Raw genomic sequence first — 18,310 nt, 5'->3', positions numbered from 1 at the left:
TGGACCGGTGAACTTTAGTTAGCTCGGCTAATGAGATACGCTAACTATATGTCTGGGTCGAGTGTGGGGAGTGCCGTAGCGACGGACCGCCGTCAGCTGGCGGCGGAGTTGCGCGCAGTGTGCATGCGGGTCAGCCGTCGCACGCGTTTTGCCAAGGATGCGCTGGTGCCGCCGCACCAGGCGTCCGTGCTCGGCAAACTCACCGAGAAGGTGCTGACGCCCCGTGAACTGGCCGACATCGAATGCGTGAGCGCGCCCTCCATGACGCGAACCGTCGGCTGCCTGGTCGACAAGGGCCTGGTGCGCCGCGAGGCCGATCCGAGTGACGGGCGCCAGGTGCGGTTGTTCATCACCGAACAGGGGCGTACGACGATCGCGCAGGTGCGTGCCCATCGTGACGAGTGGATGCTGGAGCGGCTGTCCGCCCTGTCCGAAGAGGAATGTGCGGTGCTGGAGCAGGCGCAGGAGATCCTGGGCCGGGTGGTTGCTGCGTGACTGGAGGCAAGACCTTTGCGTCGCTGCAGTACTACAACTACCGGCTGTTCTTCCTGGGCGGGTTGGCCTCCAACACCGGGACCTGGATGGGGCGGGTCGCCCAGGACTGGTTGGTGCTGACGCAGTTGACCGCGCACGACGCGACCGCGTTGGGCATCGTCACCGCGTTGCAGTTCGCGCCGGTCGTGCTGCTGGCTCCGTTGGCCGGGGCCATCACGGACCGTTTCGCCAAGCGGCGGATCCTGATCGGCACGCAGGTCGGCCTGGCGGTGACCAGCCTGCTGCTCGCCGTACTGGTCATCGGGGGCTGGGCCACGCTCTGGCAGGTCTACGTGATCGCGCTGCTGCAGGGTGCGGTCACTGCCTTGGACAACCCCTCCCGGCAGGCGTTCGTCTCCGAGATGGTGCCGCCCGAGCGGCTGTCCAATGCGGTCGGCCTGAACGCCACCTCCTTCAACTCGGCCCGCTTGATCGGCCCGGGTATCGCCGGCCTGCTGATCGCAGCCATCGGCACCGGGTGGACCCTGGCGATCAACACGGTGTCGTTCGCGGCGGTGGTGCTGGCGTTGATGGCGATGCGAGTGCGCGAGTTGACACCGTCGCCGCGGGCCAAGGGCCGCGGCGGTGTCCGGGAGGGCCTGGCCTACGTGCGCCGCCGCCCGGACATCCAACTGATCATGTTCATCGTCTTCATGCTGGGCACCTTCGGGATGAACTTCCAGATCACGATCGCGTTGATGGCCACGACCGTCTACGGCAAGGGCGCGCAGGAGTACGGCGCCCTGGGCTCGGTGATGGCCGTCGGCTCGCTGGCGGCGGCGTTGCTGGCCGCCCGGCGCGCGCGTCCGCGGTTGCGGGTGATGCTGGCGGCCCTCGCCGGTTTCACGGTGGCGGCCACCGCCGCCGCGATCGCACCGACCTATCTGACCTTCGCCATAGCCCTGGTGCCCTGCGGCCTGTTCGCGATCACCGCGCTGAACACGGCGAACGCCACGGTGCAACTGAGCGTTTCGCCGGTGATGCGCGGCCGCGTGATGGCGCTCTACATGGCCATCTTCATGGGCGGCACCCCGGTCGGCGCGCCACTGGTCGGTTGGATCGGCGGCACGTTCGGGGCGCGCTGGACCATCGCGATCGGGGCGATCGCTGTCGGCGCCGCACTGGTGGGTGCGATGGTGTACCTCATGCGGGTCAACGAGGTCGAGGTGCACATCGAGCGGTCGCCGCGGCCGCACCTGGAGGTGTCGGCGCACACCCGTGAGCTGGTCGGCGTTCAGCAATGATGTCGCCCCGCTCACGCCGGATCATCGTGATCGTCGCGCTGGTCGCGCTGATCGGCGTACCCGTGCTCGCTGCCGTCCTGCACTGATCCGTCTGTCCGCGCCGGTGCCCGGCCGGCCGGTCAGTACGCCGTTTGCGCGGTGATCGAGCGCTCCGCGATGGCCAGTGCCTGCTGCACCGTGCGGTAGAGCGCGGCCGGTGCGTCCTCGTGCTCCAGCAACCAGGTGCGCGCACCGGTCAGCACCGGATGCGTGGCCGGGTCGCCGTCCGCGATGTCGACCAACGGGAACAGGCCCATGATCATCCGCTCGGCGTCGGTCTGGCCCAGGGTGTTCCACCAGTCCTCGAGATGGTCGAGGTACGCCGGGAAGTCGGCCTGCGTGTCGGCGGCGCTGAACGGCTGTCGGTAGCCGGCCAGCAGAGCGCGACGGTGGTCGTTGGACAACCGCGAACCGTCGGTGAGCGATTTCCAGACCTGCTCCTTGACCGCCCGCCCGGGGCGGGAGGCGACCGCCTGCGCGTACGCCGTGCGGCCGGTCATCGTGTCATCGCCGGCCAACTGGGCGTCCAGGTCCGCAACGGACCAACTCCCGGTCGCCGCAAGGGAATTGGCGAGTCGCCAGCGCAGATCGGTCGGGAGGTCCTGGCTGGTGGCCAGGGCGGCCACCTCGTCGGCGCAGGTATCGCTCATCGCCGCGAGACCGGCGACACCGCGCACCCAGGTCAGCCGCTCGTCCGAGCCGGGCACAGCCTGCGCGACCCGGTCCAGGCAGATGCGCACCAGCCGTGCCGCCTGCTGCGAGCGATGGGCCGCCGGGGTGTAGGTGCCGACGGCTTCGGCGCCGAACTGCACCAGGACCGTCAGGATGGACGGGTTGACCTCGGCGACCGCCTGGGTCGCGAACACGTCGGCGAAGGTGGCTGCCGACAGGGCGCCGTCGCGGACCATTCCCCACAGGGTCGACCAGGTCACCGCCCGGGTCAGATCCGGCTCGATCCGCGCCAGCCAGCGCTCGGCGGTCTCCAGGGATCCGGCATCCAGTCGGGTCACGGCGTACGTCTCGTCCGCGGCGTTCACCACGATCAGGTCGGCGGCCAGGCCGATCGCCTCCGGGATCGCCAACCGCTGCTCGGTCAGGGTGACCGGGAAGGTGGACACGCATTCGAGATCGCCGCCCAACACGGCGTACAGGCTCACGGTGAACCGGTGCGGGCGCAGGATGCTCTGCCCGGTCACGTGGTCGACACCGTGTTGCTCGATGCTCAGCGCACTGATCGATCCGTCGGACAACCGGGTGACCACCGGGGTCAGGTGACTGGGACCGGAGGTCTGCCACCAGGCCCGGGCCCACTCGCGCAGATCCTCCCCGCTTGCACCCTCCATGGCCGTCAGGAGGTCATCGAGGGTCGTCGAGCCGTAGGCGTGTTCGGCGAAATAGCTGCGCGCGCCGGCGAAGAAGCGGTCGGTCCCGACGTACGTCGAGAGTTGCTTCAGGGTGGCCGCTCCCTTGGCGTAGCTGATGCCGTCGAAGTTCTGCCGGGCGGCCTCGAGGTCCGGGATCGTGGCCACGATGGGGTGGGTCGTCGGCATCTGGTCCTCGGTGTAGGCCCACTGCTTGCGACCCAGGGCCAACTGCACCCACCCGTCGGGGTACCGGGTCGCCGCCTGCGCCACCTGGTAGCCCATCAGGTCGGCGAACGACTCCTTGAGCCACAGGCCGTCCCACCATTGCATCGTGGCCAGATCCCCGAACCACATGTGCGACATCTCGTGCAGGATGACCTCCGCCCGCTGCCCGCGCTGGGTCTGCGTCGCGCCGCCGCGGTAGAGGAAGTTCTCGTTCCAGGACACCAGGCCCGGGTTTTCCATCGCCCCGATGTTGTACTCGGGGACGAACACCTGCTCGTACTTGCCCCACGGGTAGGCGACCCCGAAGTGCGCGTCGAAGAAGTCGAGCCCCTGCTTCGTGACGGTGAAAATGTCTTGTTCATCGAGGTATTCGCGCATCGTCTGCCGGCACAGCAGACCCAGTTCGATCTCTTGGCGGCTGCCGTCGGCGCGCACGATGACGTGTCGGTCGGAGGTCGTGGCGTAGGGGCCGGCCGCGAGCGCCACCAGATAGGTCGACATCAACGGGGTCTGCCCGAACCGGGTGACCGTGACCTCGCCCTGCTGCTGGTCGGCGACGGCCGGCTGGTTGCTGCGCACCTGCCACGGCGTCGGAGCGGTCACCGTCACCTCGAAGTGCGCTTTGAGATCCGGCTGTTCGAAGCACGCGAACATCCGTCGTGCATCCGTGGGCTCGAAATGCGTGTACAGGTAGGTGTTCGCGTCCTGCGGGTCGGTGAACCGGTGCAGGCCGTCGCCGGTGTTGCGGAACGCGCAGCGGGCAGTGACCTCGACGACGTTGTGCGGCAGGAGAGGTTCGAGCGGGAGCCGGGCCCCGTCGTACGTGGCGGGATCGATCGGCTGGCCGTTGAGCGTCGCCGATTCGATCGAGTCGGCCACCAGGTCCAACCACGTCGATGCGCCGGTGGCCTCGAAGGTCAGCCGGGTGTGGGAGGTGAAGCTGGTCGCGGTCGGGTCGGCGGCGTGCGTGAGGTCGACGCCGATGGCGTACACCGGATCGTGCACCACGCTCGCACGCTGTTCGCACTCGGCCTGGGTCAGGTTCAACGCGTCGGTCACGGGAGTCCAGTCAACCATCCGCGCCGGGCGCGATGGTCAGAGCCGTTCGACCGCGTAGTCGATGCAGGCAGTCAGCGCGGACACGTCATCGGGGTCGACCGCTGGGTACATCCCGATCCGCAGCTGGTTGCGGCCGAGTTTGCGGTACGGCTCGGTGTCCACGATCCCGTTCGCGCGCAGCGCGGCGGCCAGCGCCTTCGCGTCGACCTGCTCGCCGAAGTCGATCGTGCCGACGACCGGGGAGCGCAAACCCGGCTCGGAGACGAACGGCTCGGCGTACGGCGATGCGTCGGCCCACGCGTAGAGGCGCCCGCTGCTCTCCGCCGTGCGGGCGGCCGCCCCTGTCAGACCGCCCAACGCGTCCAGCCAGCGCAGCTGGTCCAGTAGCAGCGCCAGGGTGGCCAGTGCGGGGGTGTTCAAGGTCTGCTCGAGGCGCGAATTGTCCACGGCCGTCTGCAAACTCAGGCTGGCGGGTATATAGCGGTCCGAGGCGGCGATCTCGGCGGTGCGCTCGAGCGCGGCCGGCGACATCAGCGCGATCCACAGGCCGCCGTCGGAGGCCAGGGCCTTCTGCGGGGCGAAGTAGTAGACGTCCGTCTCCGCGACGTCGATCGCCATCCCGGCGGCGGCGGAGGTTGCGTCCACCACGAACAAGCCGTTCGCGGCCGGGCGCTGGATCGGACTGGCCGCGCCGGTCGAGGTCTCGTTGTGCGCTGTGGCGTAGACATCCACCTCGGCCGGGCCCAGGAGGGCCACCGAACCGGCGGGAGCCTCGACGACGAGCGGTTCCCGCAGCCAGGGTGCGCCCCCGGTGGCCGCCGCGAACTTGGCGGTGAACTCCCCGAAGACCGCGTGCGCGGCGCGCTCGCGGACCAGGCTGAACGCGGCCACGTCCCAGAAGGTCGTAGAACCGCCCATCCCGAGGATGACCTCGTAACCCTGCGGCAGGTCGAAGAAGACGGCCAGGCGTTCACGGATCTCGGCGACGAGTCGCTTGACGGGTGCCTGCCGGTGCGACGTACCCAGCACTGACTGACCGGTCGCGACCAGGTAGTCCAGTTGGGCGGGGCGGATCTTGCTCGGCCCGGAGCCGAAGCGGCCGTCGACGGGTCGCAGTTCGGGCGGGATCACCAAGTCGACCATGCGCGCCAGTGTGCCAGCGCCGTACGTTAGGAGGGTGGCGGATTTCGACGGGCGAGAAGAGCTGATCCAGGTGGCCCGCTGGGACTACGACGGCGAGGGCATCGACGAGGCGATGTTGCCCGGCGATCCGTGGACGGCGATCACCGGGTGGATCGAGGCCGCCCGGGAGCGCTCATTGGTCGCCGACGACGTGCCCGAGCCCGATGCGCTCAGCGTCGCGACCGCGGACGCGCAGGGCCAGCCGCACGTGCGCACCGTGCTGATGCGCTACCTGACCCCGCACGGGCCGGGTTTCTACACCAACCTCAACTCACTCAAGGGTCGCGACCTGGCTGCGAATCCGCGGATCGCGGCCGCGCTGACCTGGCCGCCGATGTTCCGGGCCATCCGCTTTACCGGCTCCGCCGAGGAACTGGCGCGCGATGTCGTCGCCGAATACTTCCGTTCCCGGCCCTATGGCTCCCGGATCGGCGCGTGGGCGTCCGCGCAGTCCGAGCCCCTGGAGCGGCGTGCCGTGCTGGATGAGAGGACCGAGCACTATGCCCACCGGTGGCCCGACCGCGGGGAACCGGGCGACGTACCGCTGCCGGATTTCTGGGGCGGCTACCTGATCCGGTGCGACGAGGTCGAGTTGTGGGCCGGGCGGCACAGCCGTCAGCACGACCGGTTGGTCTATGTGCGTACGGCGCCCGGCACCCTGGCCGATCACGACGCGTGGCGGATCGAGCGCCGCCAGCCGTAGCGTCGCCGGTCGCGGCGTCCCCGGGCGTGGAACAGCCCGCGGGCTGTCGACGAGGGTCGACGTGGATGCTGGACGAGGCATCCGCCCGCGGGCTGCGGCGGCTGCGTGGAATTCGCAGGCGCGGCGTCCATCGAGTCACGGAGCCGGCGGTTCGTCCGGCGTCCTTCGATGGCGTGCGCTAGCGCGCAACCACCTCACGCGTCCTTGCTGAAATCACTACAGGACCACCTCCTCTCTCGTGTAGGGCAACGGTAGGCAGGGGTTCCCGATCGCGGCAACCACTTTTCGGCGGGCATGTTTGGCGGCCGGAATTTGTTCCGCAGGCACAGATAGGCGAACCTTCGTTGGGTAAGGAACAATCAGCACCGTGAGCGACCTCATCGACACCACCGAGATGTATCTGCGGACGATCTTCGACCTCGAGGAAGAAGGCATCGTGCCGCTGCGGGCCCGCATCGCCGAGCGGTTGGGTCACTCCGGTCCGACGGTTTCCCAGACGGTGGCCCGGATGGAACGCGACGGACTGCTGACGCTGGCGGGGGACCGGCACCTGGAACTGACGGACAAGGGCCGTGAGCTGGCAACCCGGGTCATGCGCAAGCACCGGATCGCCGAGCGCCTGCTGGTGGACGTGATCGGCCTGGAGCTGCAGTACGTCCACGAAGAGGCGTGCCGTTGGGAGCACGTCATGAGCGAACGCGTCGAGCGCAAGATCCTGGGGCTGCTGGACGAGCAGCACATCTCGCCGTACGGCAACCCGATCCCCGGCCTGGACGAACTCGGCCTGCCCGAGTCCCCGGAGCGCTTCCGGGATGGGGTGATCTCACTGACCGAGGTGGTGGGCACCGAGCCCGCGGACCTGCTGGTCCGCCGGATCGGCGAGCCGGCGCAGGCGGAGTACGAAACCCTCGCGCTGTTGACCGGCGCGGGCATCGCCCCCGGCGTACGCGTCACGGCCAACCGCGAGGCCGACGGCCGGGTTCTGGTGCAGGTCAAGACCGCCGATGCCGAGGCCGCACAGAGCCTTTCGCTACCCAGGGACATCGCGTATCACGTGTTCGTCCAGCAGTGAATGTGACACAGATCACGTCCAAACTGGTAACACCCTGGGACTTTGCGCAGGAGTCCGTGATCAGTTTGTGATCTAGGCCTTTGTCTGATGTAAGTTGATCCGGCAGTCGCCAACCGGGGGCTGCCTCACCAGCCGGCATGCCGAATCCTGCCGCCGGATGATGAGCACAACGCGTGTCCGCACGGCAGGAGCGGGGGACCCACCTTCGACCGTCTTCACCGGCGGTCTCGGGGCTAAGACGACTGACGCAACGGGGAGCGTCCAGGAGTCCGGGGACCTCTTGACCCGAGCCCGACAGCTCACCTCGCAGGCATCCATGAGAGGTATTACTCACCGTGACCGGACTCGTTCCTGCTTCTTTCTCGCGCGCCAAGGGCCGCCACCGCGCGCCGGGCAAGCTCGCCACCACCATGAACTCCACTGCGCGCGTCTCCGCCGCAGTCGCCGTCTCCGGCGGGATCGCCGCCGCGGTCGCCGTGCCCCAGGTCGCGTCGGCGTCGCCGTCGGCGGCCACCAGGGTCACGACCGCTAGCAACACGCAGGCCGAGTCGGCCGCTTTCGTCAACCTCGGCCTGAGCAGCAACTCCGCTCAGGTCTCGGCCGCGGTGGCCGATACCGCCGCGCAGCACAGTGCGCTGCTCGACCTGAGCAAGCTGGTCGCTGCCGCACCGGCCGCCAAGCCGTTGCTGGAGTCGATCGCGGCCAAGACCTACACCCAGCCGGCCCCCGCGCCGGCGGCCACGACGCACCGTCAGACGACGACCTCCACCTCGCGATCCGCCACCCGTACGCCCGCCCCGCAGGCCTCCTCGAACGACTCCGGGTCCGGCAACTCCTCGTCCGGCAACTCCGGTTCGGGTAACTCCGGTTCGGGTAACTCCGGCAGCACTGGCGGTAGCTCGGTGTCGCTGCCCAGCGGGAGCGGGCACAGCGCGGTCATCGCGATCGCCAAGCGCTACCTGGGTGTGCCCTACATCCTCGGCGGTTCCAGCCCCAGTGGCTTCGACTGCTCCGGCCTGACCAGCTACGTCTACCGCCAGTTGGGCATCTCGCTGCCGCGCACCGCTTCCGCCCAGCAGGCCTCGGTGCCCTCGGTGAGCACCCCGCAGGTCGGTGACCTGGTGTTCTTCGGCTACCCGGCCTACCACGTGGGCATCTACGCCGGCAACGGCATGATGATCGCCGCGCCGCACCCGGGCACGGTCGTGAAGCTGCAGCCGATCTACCAGACCCCGTCCGGTTACGGTCGCCCCTGATCCAGGACCGCACAGACGAAAGCCCCGCCGGGAACCGGCGGGGCTTTCGTCTGTGCGCGGATCAGCTCGCGGTGGTGCGTGGCGGTGTGCGCGGGGCGGTGGCCGGTGCGAACGCGAGCGCCAGGACGGCGGCGATCCCGATGACCAGCAGCGCGTGCAGGATGCCGACGTGCTCACCGAGCAACCCCAGCAGCGGCGGGCCGCCGAGGAAAGCCGTGTAGCCGATCGTCGTGACCACCGACAACCGTGCGGTGGCCCGGGTCGGGTCGTCCGTCGCGGCGCTGATGCCGACCGGGAAGCCCATCGAGGCGCCGACACCCCACAGCATCGCGCCGAGGTAGGCCAAGGCGGTGTTGCCGAAGACGACCAGCAGGCTGCCCACCAGGGCGATCGCGAACAGCATCCGCAGCATCGCCACGCGGCCGAACCGGTCCAGCAGGTGGGTGCCGAAGACCCGGGCCAGCGTCATGAAGCCCAGGAAGATCGCGAACCCGAGGACGCCGGCCCAGTGCGGCACGCCGTGCCCGTCGACCATCGCGATGGAGATCCAGTCGTTGGCGGTGCCCTCGGTGAAGGCGGCGATCAACACGACGACTCCGATGGCCAGGGTGCGCGGCTCCAGCCAGGCCGAACGGGCCGGCGCACTGCTCACCTGGTCGTCAGCAGCCTCGTCGGAGTCCTCGTCGAAACGCGCCGAATACACCCAGCCGACGACGAACACCACCGCCGAGGTGATCACCAGGTGCACACCCACCGGCACGTGCAGCGCCGTCATCGCGGCCCCGATCAGCGCGAAGAGCACGGTGCCCGCACTGAAGGCCGCGTGATAGCGGGGCATGATCGAGTGGCCGAGCTTCTTCTCGACGGTCGCGCCCTGCAGATTCATCGTCACGTCCCAGAGGGAGATGCCGATCCCGATCAGCACCATGCCCGGGACCACCAGGGCGACCTCGCCGGCCAGGGACGTGGCAGCGCCGGCACCGATCAGGCCGACGCAGGCAAGCACCAGACCGATGCGTTCGGTACGCCGCGGCCCCAGCCGGCGGATCACCGCACCGGACAGCGGCAACGTGCAGACGCTCGCCAGCGAGGCCACCAGCAGCAGCAGACCGAGGTGGGCCAGTGACAGGCCGAGGGCGCTGCGGATGTCCGGTAGGCGCGAGGCCCAACTGGCGAAGGCGGCCCCGTTGAGCAGGAACAACGCGTAGACGGCGAACGACTGACGGTTCAAGGCGGAGGTGACGGTGAGACTCATTTGCCGTCATTGTCTCCCGCGGAAGGTCAGGTCCTGACATCCGCGATGGGCGATTGGGCGGCCCCGGAACCGCGGAGCACAATAGGGGGTGGAGATCACCTGCCCGATCAAGGTCCGGGGGTGGCGCGGCGGTGAGCCCTTGTCCGACGTACCCCGCAAGCAGATCGGGGACCTGCTGGATGCGCCCGACGGGTTGGCGTGGGTCGACCTGGTCGACCCCAGCGCGCAGGACCTGACCGAGCTCAGCCACCGGGTCCACCTGAGCCCGACCTCGATCGAGGACGCGCTGGCGCCCTACGAGCGGCCCAAGCTGACCCGTCACGGCGACCATTTGTTCGTCATGGCGTACGCAACGGATCTGTCCGGTCCGGCGTCGGCACCCGAAAGCGGCCGCTTGCGATTGCACCGGGTCTCGATCTTCATGTTCGAGAAGTTGTTGGTGACGGTGCGCCGCGGCGACGGGTTCGACATGGGCGCCGTCGAAAAGGTCTGGGACGCCGACCCGAAGGTCGCCAAGGAAGGTGTGCCGGCGTTGGTCCACGGCCTCCTGGACGTGGTGGTCGACAGCCAGTTCGACACCATCCAGCAGATGGACGACGAGTTGGAAGGTCTGGAGGGGCAGCTGTTCGAAGAGCGGCGTACCACGCGTGACTTCCAGCGACAGATCTTCGGCCGGCGCAAGGATCTGGTGCAGCTGCGGCGGATCATCACCCCGATGCGCGAGATCGTGGGCGGCCTCATGCGCCACCTGTCATCGGACATGTCGCGTGATCTCGAGGGCTGGTACCAAGACCTCTACGACCACTGCTTACGCGCCGCGGAATGGACCGAGTCCCTTCGCGACATGGTCTCGTCCGTGTTCGAGACGAACCTGTCGTTGCAGGACCTCAGCCTGAACACCGTGATGAAGAAACTGGCCGGTTGGGCGGCCGTGATCGCCGTCCCGACGGCCATCACCGGCTGGTTCGGGCAGAACATCCCCTACTGGGGTTTCGGCAAACCCCTCGGGTTGTGGATGAGCGTGGTGTCGATCGTCGTCGTCTGCGCCGGCCTGTACGCCTTCCTTCGCCACCGCGACTGGATCTGATCAAGGAGCTTCGTGACCCACATCGACGTACCCACCCGTGCGGAACTGGACGCACTCGCCGACCAGGCCCGGGCCCTCGTCCAACGTTGGCTGGAGGCGGCGGCAGCGCTGCCGACGGACAAATCCGCCGAACAGCTGGCCGATGTCCTGCGGGACCCCGACGGGTTGCCCTTCACCGTGGGCTTCGTCGACGGCGTCATCCGCCCCGAGGATCCCGCCGTGGCCGCAGAGAACTTTGCGGCCCTCGCGGCCGACGTGCCCGGCTTCCTGCCGTGGTACCTGCGCTCCGCGGTGAAGCTGGGTGCCCGGGCCGGCTCGGTCGCGCCGTCCGCCGTCATTCCCGTCGTACGCCGATCGCTGCGTCAGATGGTCGGTCACCTCATCGTGGACGCCAGTGACGCCCGCTTGGGCAAGGCGATCGCGAAGATCAAACGCGACGGCGTCCGGTTGAATCTGAACCTGCTGGGTGAAGCGGTCCTCGGCGAGCAGGAGGCGGACCGGCGCCTGGCGGGGACGGTCAAGCTGCTCGGCCGCGATGACGTGGACTACGTCTCGATCAAGGTGTCCTCAACGGTTCCGCCGCATCCGGAGTGGGCTTTCGACGAGGCCGTCGAGCACGTCGTCGACAAGTTGTTGCCGCTCTATCAGCTTGCGGCCCAGAGCAGTCCGATGAAGTTCATCAACCTGGACATGGAGGAGTACCACGATCTGGATCTGACGATCGCGGTCTTCACCGCGATCCTGGACCGGCCCGAATTCGCCTCGCTGGAGGCGGGGATCGTGCTGCAGGCCTACCTGCCGGACGCCTTGTCGGCAATGATCCGGCTGCAGGAGTGGTCGGCGGCGCGACGCGCTCGCGGGGGTGCGCCGATCAAGGTGCGACTGGTCAAGGGCGCGAACCTGCCGATGGAGCAGGTCGAGGCGTCGTTGCACGGCTGGCCGCTGGCGACCTGGGGCAGCAAACAGGACAGCGACACCAATTACAAGCGGGTGCTGAACTACGCGATGCAGCCCGAGCGGATCGCCAACGTCCGCGTGGGTGTCGCCGGGCACAACCTGTTCGACGTCGCATTCGCGTGGCTGCTCGCCGGTCAACGAGGCGTGCGGGACGGTATCGAATTCGAGATGCTGCTCGGCATGGCGACCACCCAGGCCGAGGCGGTGCGCCGCGAGGTCGGCAACCTGCTGCTCTACACCCCCGTGGTGCACCCGGGGGAGTTCGACGTCGCGATCGCCTATCTGATCCGCCGGTTGGAGGAGGGCGCCAGCCAGGACAACTTCATGTCGGCGGTCTTCGAATTGCACTCGGACTCGACGCTGTTCGAGCGCGAATGGCAGCGCTTCATCGCGTCGTTGCACGCCTTGGACGGGTGCGTGCCGGCGCCGAACCGGGTGCAGGACCGCAACAGCGAGGTGATCGCCGTCGAGACAGACTTCGCGAACGTGCCGGACACCGATCCCTCGACGCCGGGCAACCGGACCTGGGGTCGAGCTATCCAGGAGCGGATCGCGACCAGCTCGGTCGGTGCCGATCTGGTCGCTGAGCACACCATCACCGACGCCACGGTGCTCGACGAGGCGATCGCCGGCGCGGTCGCTGCCGGTCAGGAGTGGGGTGCGCGCAGCGGTGCCGAACGGGCCGCGATCCTGCGGCAGGCGGCGGTGGAGCTGCAGCGAGCCCGCGCCGAGCTGATCGAGGTCATGGGCAGTGAGGCCGGCAAGACGATCGACCAGAGCGATCCCGAGGTTTCAGAAGCCGTCGATTTCGCAAACTACTACGCCGGCCTGGCCGAGGAGCTGGACGCGATCCAGGGGCCGGCCGGTCGCCGTACGCGCTGACGGTCGTCACCCCGCCGTGGAACTTCCCGGTCGCGATCCCTGCCGGTTCCACCCTCGCGGCACTGGCCGCCGGGTCGGCCGTCATCATCAAGCCGGCGCCGTCGGCGGCGCGCTGCGGCTCGGTCATGGTGGATGCCCTGTGGCGGGCGGGCGTGCCACGCGAGGTGCTGCGGTTGGTGCACGTCGCCGAAAACGATCTGGGCACCCAGCTGGTCAGCGATCAGCGGGTCGACCAGCTGATCCTGACCGGTGCCTACGAGACCGCTCAACTCTTCCGGTCGTTCCGGCCGGACCTGCGTCTGCACGCGGAGACCAGTGGCAAGAACGCCATCATCGTCACCCCCAGCGCCGACCTCGATCTGGCCGTCAAGGACGTTGTGTCGTCGGCCTTCGGACACGCGGGTCAGAAGTGCTCGGCTGCCTCACTGGTGATCCTGGTCGGCTCGGTGGCCACCTCCCGACGTTTCAACCAGCAACTGGTCGACGCCGTGCAGTCGTTGACCGTCGGATATCCGAGCGACCCCACTACGCAGATGGGCCCCCTCATCGAGCCGGCGTCGGGCAAGCTGCTGCGTGCTCTCACCACGCTGGACGACGGTGAGGAGTGGGTCGTGAAGCCGCGGCAACTCGATGACACGGGCAAGCTCTGGTCGCCGGGGGTCAAGAAGGGTGTTCGTCCGGGGTCAACGTCGCATCTGACGGAGTTCTTCGGTCCGGTGCTGTCGATCATGACCGCTGAAACTCTCTCGGAGGCAATCGAACTGCAGAATGCCGTCGACTACGGTCTGACGGCAGGCCTGCACTCCTTGAGCGGGACGAACTGTCGTTGTGGCTGGACCGGGTGCAGGCGGGCAACCTCTACGTGAACCGGCACATCACCGGCGCCATTGTGCGGCGTCAGCCGTTCGGGGGTGGAAGAAGTCGGCGGTCGGCCCCGGCACGAAGGCGGGTGGACCGAACTACCTGATCGGTCTGACCGGGTGGCGGCCGACAACCGATCTGGCGACGGCCGACGATGCGCAGGCGTGGCGCGATGAGTTCAGCCAGGCACGCGACGTCAGCGGGTTGACCGCGGAGCGCAACGTCTTCCGGTACCGCCCGGTGCCGACCGTGATCCGGGCCGGCGCGGACGCCGATCCGGCGCAGGTCCTGCGGGTCCTGTCGGCGGCGACGACGGCGTGGCAGGGCGGCAGCGTCCGCGGCGTGTTGTCCTGTGCCACGGCCCTTCCCGACTCGGTCGTCGACGCGGCCAGGGCTGCCGGGGTGCCCGTGCAGGTGCAATCGGACGAGGACTGGCTGGGCGGGCTGGCCGGTGGCCCGGGCCGGCGGATCCGGCTCGTGGGCGGCTCGGCCGCCGCCATCTGTGAGGCGACCGGCGGCCGGCCGGACATCGCGATCTACGACCAACCGGTCACCGCCGCAGGCCGGGTGGAAATGCTGCCCTTCCTGCACGAGCAGGCGGTCAGCATCACCGCGCACCGGTTCGGCACACCGAACCACCTGTCGGACGGGCTCCTGTGACGCACGAGGGGCCGGATCCAGGCGGATCCGGCCCCTCGGCGTACGTCGATCGGCTCAGTCGAGCGCGGCGTCCAGGGTGATCTCGACGCCGGTGAGCGCCTTGCTCACCGGGCAGCTGGCTTTGGCGTCGGCGGCGGCCTTGGCAAATCCGTCGGCGTCCAGGCCCTCGACCTCGCCGCGAACCGTGAGCTTGATGCCACTGAGACGGAAACCGCCGGCCGGGTCCGGGCCGAGCGAGACGTCGGCCTGGACGTCCAGCGCCTGGGGGTGCCGCCGGCTTCGGCGATCAGCGCGGACAACTGCATCGCGTAGCAGGACGAGTGCGCCGCGGCGATGAGCTCCTCGGGGCTGGTCGCACCGCCGGCATCGTCAGCGGCACGCTTGGGGAAGGACACCTCGAACGTGTCGAGGCCGGAGCTGGTGAGTTCGACCTTGCCAGAACCGTTTTCGAGACTTCCGGTCCAGTCGGTGCGGGCGGTACGGGTGGGCATGGTGACTCCTAAGAGGTTGAGGTGGGGTTGGTTGATGCACGTACGTGGCTCGCGACGGCCTCGATCTGATCGCGTAGTTCGGCAAGTCCTTCTCGGCTGAGACCTGTTGCGTCGCAGATGATTTCAGGGACATCAGCCAGTTGCTGCCGCACATCCTTGCCGGTATCGGTGAGGCTGACCAGGACGACTCGTTCGTCGTCCGCGCTACGGGACCGGTCGATCAGGCCAAGACTCTGCAACCGCTTGAGCAGCGGTGACAGGGTCCCGGAATCGAGATACAACCGGTGCCCGAGTTCCCCGATCGCCAGCGGCGATTCGTTCCAGAGGGCCAGAAGTACGAGGTACTGCGGATAGGTGAGACCAAGCGGCGTCAACAACTCCCGGTAGCGAGCCGTCAGCGCCCGTGATGCGTTGTACATCGCGAAGCACAGCAGCTCATCCAGGTCGACGCCGTCGTCCACGTGTGTGCTCACATTCGTCAGGCTAACACATTGCACACAATAATGTTGCGCGCAATGTAAAGCGGCTCAGGACTGATATGGGATGCAGCCAGCTCGCGCGTAGCCGCGGCGTTTCCTTCCCCGTCGGACATTCGTCCCAGGGTGGCACCAGGGGGCAACGGTGGGTACGTCCTATTGGGTTGCGACGAGCACCACGTCCAGGCGGCGGGGTCCGTGCACGCCCTCGACCCGGTTCAACTCGATGTCGCTGGTGGCGCTCGGGCCGCTGATGAAGGTCAGCGGACCGCCCGTGTCGAGGGCGGCGAACGCCTGGGGCACGGTGTCGACGACCTGCTCCGCGCGCACGACGCAGACGTGGTGGTCCGGCACCAGGGTGAGCGCACGCCGACCCTGGCCGGGGCCGGCATCCAGCACGATCGTTCCGGTGAGGGCGATTCCCAGGCGTGCGGCCGTGACCACCGCCGCGGTCGCGTCCAACTCGGCGACGGTGAGCCGTTCGCCGGGTCCGTCCCGACGTACGTCGAGTGATCCGGTGACCGTGTCCGGCAGGTCGTGCGGGACCACCACGGAGCCGTTGCCAACGAGGTCCCTCACCAGATCGGCGAGCCCGGCCTCCTGCACGCGGTGCACGGTGGCGCGGTATTCGGCGACGCGTTCGGCGAACATGTCCAGATCGGCGGCGCCGTCCAAGGGCGCGTGTTCGTAGTCCCGTGGCACGGTGACCGGCGGGGGATCGTCCTGCAGAGCGGTCCGCAACCGGGTGAGGATGTCGTCCTTGGCACTCATCGCTTCGACCACCAATCCCGGAAGGACTGCTTGGGCAGCCGCGGCAGGTCGCGGTGTTTGGTCCAGGCGGCCCCGGGTAGCGGTAGATGCTCCATCCAGCGGCCCCTGCCGCCGATCCGCCCCAACGGCACCAGTCGGATGGCCCGGCGGAAGCGCGACCCGGAACTCATCGCCGTACTCGCCGCCTTCATCGCGGTCTGCTCGACCGGGTGGCGGGTCGCGGCCACCGATTGCGCGCGCAGGTGCACCAGGATCGAGGGGATGTCGATGCGCACCGGGCAGGCGTCGAAGCACGCGCCGCACAGGGTGCTGGCGTAGGGCAACGTGGCGTTGGGATCGTCGGGTCCGTCGAGCCCGGTCAGTTGCGGGGTCAGGATGGCCCCGATCGGCCCGGGATAGACCGAGCCGTAGGCGTGGCCGCCGACGCGTTCGTAGACCGGGCACACGTTGAGGCAGGCGCTGCACCGGATGCACCGCAGCGCGGGCCGGCCGACCGGGTCGTCGAGTACCCGCGATCGGCCATTGTCGAGCAGGACGAGATGGAACTCCTGCGGCCCGTCGTCCTGGTGCACCCCGGTCCACATCGAGGTGTAGGGATTCATCCGCTCGGCGGTCGAACTGCGCGGCAGCAGTTGCATGAAGACCTCGAAGTCGGTGAACGTGGGGATGACCTTCTCGATTCCCATCACGGTGATCAGGGTCTCGGGCAGGGTCAGGCACATCCGGCCGTTGCCCTCCGACTCGACGACAGCGAGGGTGCCGGTGTCGGCGACGGCGAAATTCGCGCCGCTGATCGCCACTTTGGTGGTCAGGAACTTGTGCCGCAGGTAGTGCCGCGAAGCCGCTGCCAGGTCGGCCGGCTCGTTGCTGAGATCGTTTGGTGCACCGGGCATTTCGCGTCGGAAGATGTCGCGGATCTCATCGCGGTTGCGGTGGATCGCGGGTACCAGGATGTGGCTGGGCGTGTCGTGACCGAGTTGCACGATCAGTTCCGCCAGGTCGGTCTCGATCGCGGTGATGCCCTGCGTTTCGAGGTACTCGTTGAGGCCGATCTCCTGGGTGGCCATGGATTTCACCTTGACGACTTCGGTGCTGCCCGTCGCCCGGATCAGGTCGGTGACGATCCGGTTGGCTTCGGTGGCGTCCCGGGCCCAGTGGACGACACCGCCGCGGGACGTCACGTTGCGTTCCAACTCTTCGAGCAACTCCGGCAGTCGCTGCAGCACATCCTGTTTGAGCGCTTCGCCAGCCTCGCGCAGCTGCTCCCAATCGGGCATTTCGCCGACGGCATGCAGTCGCTTGTCGCGAATGGTGTGGGTCGCGTGCCGCAGGTTGTGACGCAGCTGCTCGTTGCCGAGCTCGTGGGCCGCGGCCTGCGGGAACGGCTGCGTTCCGCGCAGCGGCCAGGTCGGGTCCGGCAGGTCGACGGTGCTCATCCGCTCTCCTTGGTCGACGCCAGGATCTGCGCCAGATGCTTGGTGCCCACACCGGTTTCGAGGCGTGAGAGTCCACCGCCGATGTGCATCAGGCAGGAGGAGTCGCTGGTGGAGCAGATGTCCGCGCCGGTGGTCTCGATTGCCGCTACCTTGTCGGCCAGCATCGCGCTCGAGACCGGTTCGTTCTTGAGCGCGAACGTGCCTCCGAAACCGCAACACTCCTGTGCGCCGGGCAGTTCCACCAGGTCCACACCATCGACGGCGCGCAGCAGCCGCAGCGGTTTGTCACCGACCCGCAGCATCCGCAGCGAGTGGCAGGTCGGGTGGTAGGTGACGGTGTGCGGGAAGTAGGCGCCGACGTCCTCCACCCCGAGCACATCCACGAGCAGCTCGGAGAATTCGTAGGTCTTGTCGGACAGTTCCTGCGCCTGGCGCGCCAGGTCCTCGTCGCCCGCGTTGCGGGCCAGGTTCACGTGCTGGTGGCGCACCGACCCGACGCATGATCCGGACGGGGCGACGACCGCGTCGGCGTTGACGCCACTCAGCGCCTCGACCTGGTTCCGGACGACGGGCAGCGCGTCATCGACGTACCCGGTGTTGATGTGCATCTGACCGCAGCACGCCTGGCCCTGCGGGACGATCACCTCGTGGCCGAGGCGTTCGAGCACGGTCACGACGGATTTGCCGACGTCGGGGAAGAGGGCGTCGACCAGGCAGGTGGTCATCATCGCGATCCGCATCGTTTGTCACTGTATG

At 68.4% G+C, this 18,310-nt stretch carries 13 protein-coding genes, 2 pseudogenes and 1 riboswitch; of the genes and pseudogenes, 7 read left to right on the top strand and 8 right to left on the bottom strand.

All coding sequences use genetic code 11. The features are described from left to right. The first annotated feature begins 48 nt into the window (after positions 1-48). Together ACFQBT_RS15725 and ACFQBT_RS15720 are read left to right on the top strand one after the other, a co-directional pair. Complete coding sequence (locus ACFQBT_RS15725; RefSeq protein ID WP_377824087.1) at positions 49-495, top strand: MarR family winged helix-turn-helix transcriptional regulator; 447 nt, start codon at positions 49-51, stop codon at positions 493-495. Continuing rightward, positions 492-1,778: an MFS transporter gene (locus ACFQBT_RS15720; protein WP_377824085.1), complete on the top strand. Its 1,287-nt coding sequence runs from the start codon at positions 492-494 to the stop codon at positions 1,776-1,778. The genes ACFQBT_RS15725 and ACFQBT_RS15720 overlap by 4 nt, the downstream gene beginning before the upstream one ends. Before the next feature lie 119 nt (positions 1,779-1,897). Here the strand turns inward: ACFQBT_RS15720 and pepN are convergent, their stop codons facing one another. Then, on the bottom strand, positions 1,898-4,465 hold the full coding sequence (pepN, locus tag ACFQBT_RS15715; RefSeq protein ID WP_377824083.1) for an aminopeptidase N: 2,568 nt from the start codon (positions 4,463-4,465) through the stop codon (positions 1,898-1,900). A gap of 36 nt (positions 4,466-4,501) precedes the next feature. Beyond that, positions 4,502-5,608, bottom strand: coding sequence for a phosphoserine transaminase (gene serC, locus ACFQBT_RS15710; protein ID WP_377824081.1), 1,107 nt, complete (start codon positions 5,606-5,608; stop codon positions 4,502-4,504). 34 nt (positions 5,609-5,642) lie between these two features. Here serC and pdxH point away from each other — a divergent pair, with 34 nt between their 5' ends. The 3 genes from pdxH (at position 5,643) to ACFQBT_RS15695 (ending at position 8,678) form a co-directional block, all read left to right on the top strand. Next, positions 5,643-6,350 carry a pyridoxamine 5'-phosphate oxidase gene (gene pdxH / locus ACFQBT_RS15705; RefSeq protein ID WP_377824079.1) on the top strand — a complete coding sequence of 236 codons (708 nt, stop codon included), beginning with the start codon at positions 5,643-5,645 and terminating at the stop codon, positions 6,348-6,350. Between the two features lie 367 nt (positions 6,351-6,717). Next, the gene (locus ACFQBT_RS15700) at positions 6,718-7,422 is read left to right on the top strand and encodes a metal-dependent transcriptional regulator (RefSeq protein ID WP_377824078.1); all 705 of its coding nucleotides are present in this window, start codon (positions 6,718-6,720) and stop codon (positions 7,420-7,422) included. A 160-nt stretch (positions 7,423-7,582) separates the two neighbouring features. Beyond that, positions 7,583-7,750, top strand: a riboswitch (cyclic di-AMP (ydaO/yuaA leader). A gap of 82 nt (positions 7,751-7,832) precedes the next feature. After that, on the top strand, positions 7,833-8,678 hold the full coding sequence (locus ACFQBT_RS15695) for a C40 family peptidase (protein ID WP_377824076.1): 846 nt from the start codon (positions 7,833-7,835) through the stop codon (positions 8,676-8,678). Positions 8,679-8,739: 61 nt separating this feature from the next. Here the strand turns inward: ACFQBT_RS15695 and ACFQBT_RS15690 are convergent, their stop codons facing one another. Next, positions 8,740-9,933 carry an MFS transporter gene (locus ACFQBT_RS15690; protein ID WP_377824075.1) on the bottom strand — a complete coding sequence of 398 codons (1,194 nt, stop codon included), beginning with the start codon at positions 9,931-9,933 and terminating at the stop codon, positions 8,740-8,742. A gap of 88 nt (positions 9,934-10,021) precedes the next feature. On the opposite strand from ACFQBT_RS15690, the gene ACFQBT_RS15685 reads away from it, so the two are divergent. Both ACFQBT_RS15685 and ACFQBT_RS15680 read left to right on the top strand, forming a co-directional pair. Continuing rightward, positions 10,022-11,020 (top strand): magnesium transporter CorA family protein, encoded by a 999-nt coding sequence (locus ACFQBT_RS15685; RefSeq protein WP_377824074.1) that lies wholly within the window; start codon positions 10,022-10,024, stop codon positions 11,018-11,020. A gap of 12 nt (positions 11,021-11,032) precedes the next feature. Continuing rightward, a pseudogene (locus tag ACFQBT_RS15680) lies at positions 11,033-14,380 on the top strand (bifunctional proline dehydrogenase/L-glutamate gamma-semialdehyde dehydrogenase). Between the two features lie 54 nt (positions 14,381-14,434). On the opposite strand, the pseudogene ACFQBT_RS15675 reads toward ACFQBT_RS15680, so the two are convergent. The 5 genes and pseudogenes from ACFQBT_RS15675 to ACFQBT_RS15655 form a co-directional block, all read right to left on the bottom strand. Continuing rightward, positions 14,435-14,871, bottom strand: a pseudogene (locus ACFQBT_RS15675) (OsmC family peroxiredoxin). A gap of 8 nt (positions 14,872-14,879) precedes the next feature. Then, positions 14,880-15,344, bottom strand: coding sequence for a MarR family winged helix-turn-helix transcriptional regulator (locus ACFQBT_RS15670; RefSeq protein ID WP_377824072.1), 465 nt, complete (start codon positions 15,342-15,344; stop codon positions 14,880-14,882). A gap of 159 nt (positions 15,345-15,503) precedes the next feature. Then, positions 15,504-16,118 carry a LutC/YkgG family protein gene (locus tag ACFQBT_RS15665; RefSeq protein WP_377824070.1) on the bottom strand — a complete coding sequence of 205 codons (615 nt, stop codon included), beginning with the start codon at positions 16,116-16,118 and terminating at the stop codon, positions 15,504-15,506. After that, positions 16,115-17,554, bottom strand: a complete 1,440-nt coding sequence (locus ACFQBT_RS15660) for a LutB/LldF family L-lactate oxidation iron-sulfur protein (RefSeq protein ID WP_377824068.1) — start codon at positions 17,552-17,554, stop codon at positions 16,115-16,117. Before ACFQBT_RS15660 ends, ACFQBT_RS15665 begins: the two co-directional genes overlap by 4 nt. Then, on the bottom strand, positions 17,551-18,294 hold the full coding sequence (locus ACFQBT_RS15655) for a (Fe-S)-binding protein (RefSeq protein ID WP_377824066.1): 744 nt from the start codon (positions 18,292-18,294) through the stop codon (positions 17,551-17,553). The genes ACFQBT_RS15660 and ACFQBT_RS15655 overlap by 4 nt, the downstream gene beginning before the upstream one ends. Positions 18,295-18,310: the final 16 nt, after the last annotated feature.

The sequence above is a fragment of the Branchiibius cervicis genome, from assembly GCF_042661605.1.
Lineage (GTDB): Bacteria > Actinomycetota > Actinomycetes > Actinomycetales > Dermatophilaceae > Branchiibius > Branchiibius cervicis.
The sequence above is the reverse complement of the archived record's forward strand: the minus strand, read 5'-3'. Positions and strand labels throughout refer to the sequence as shown.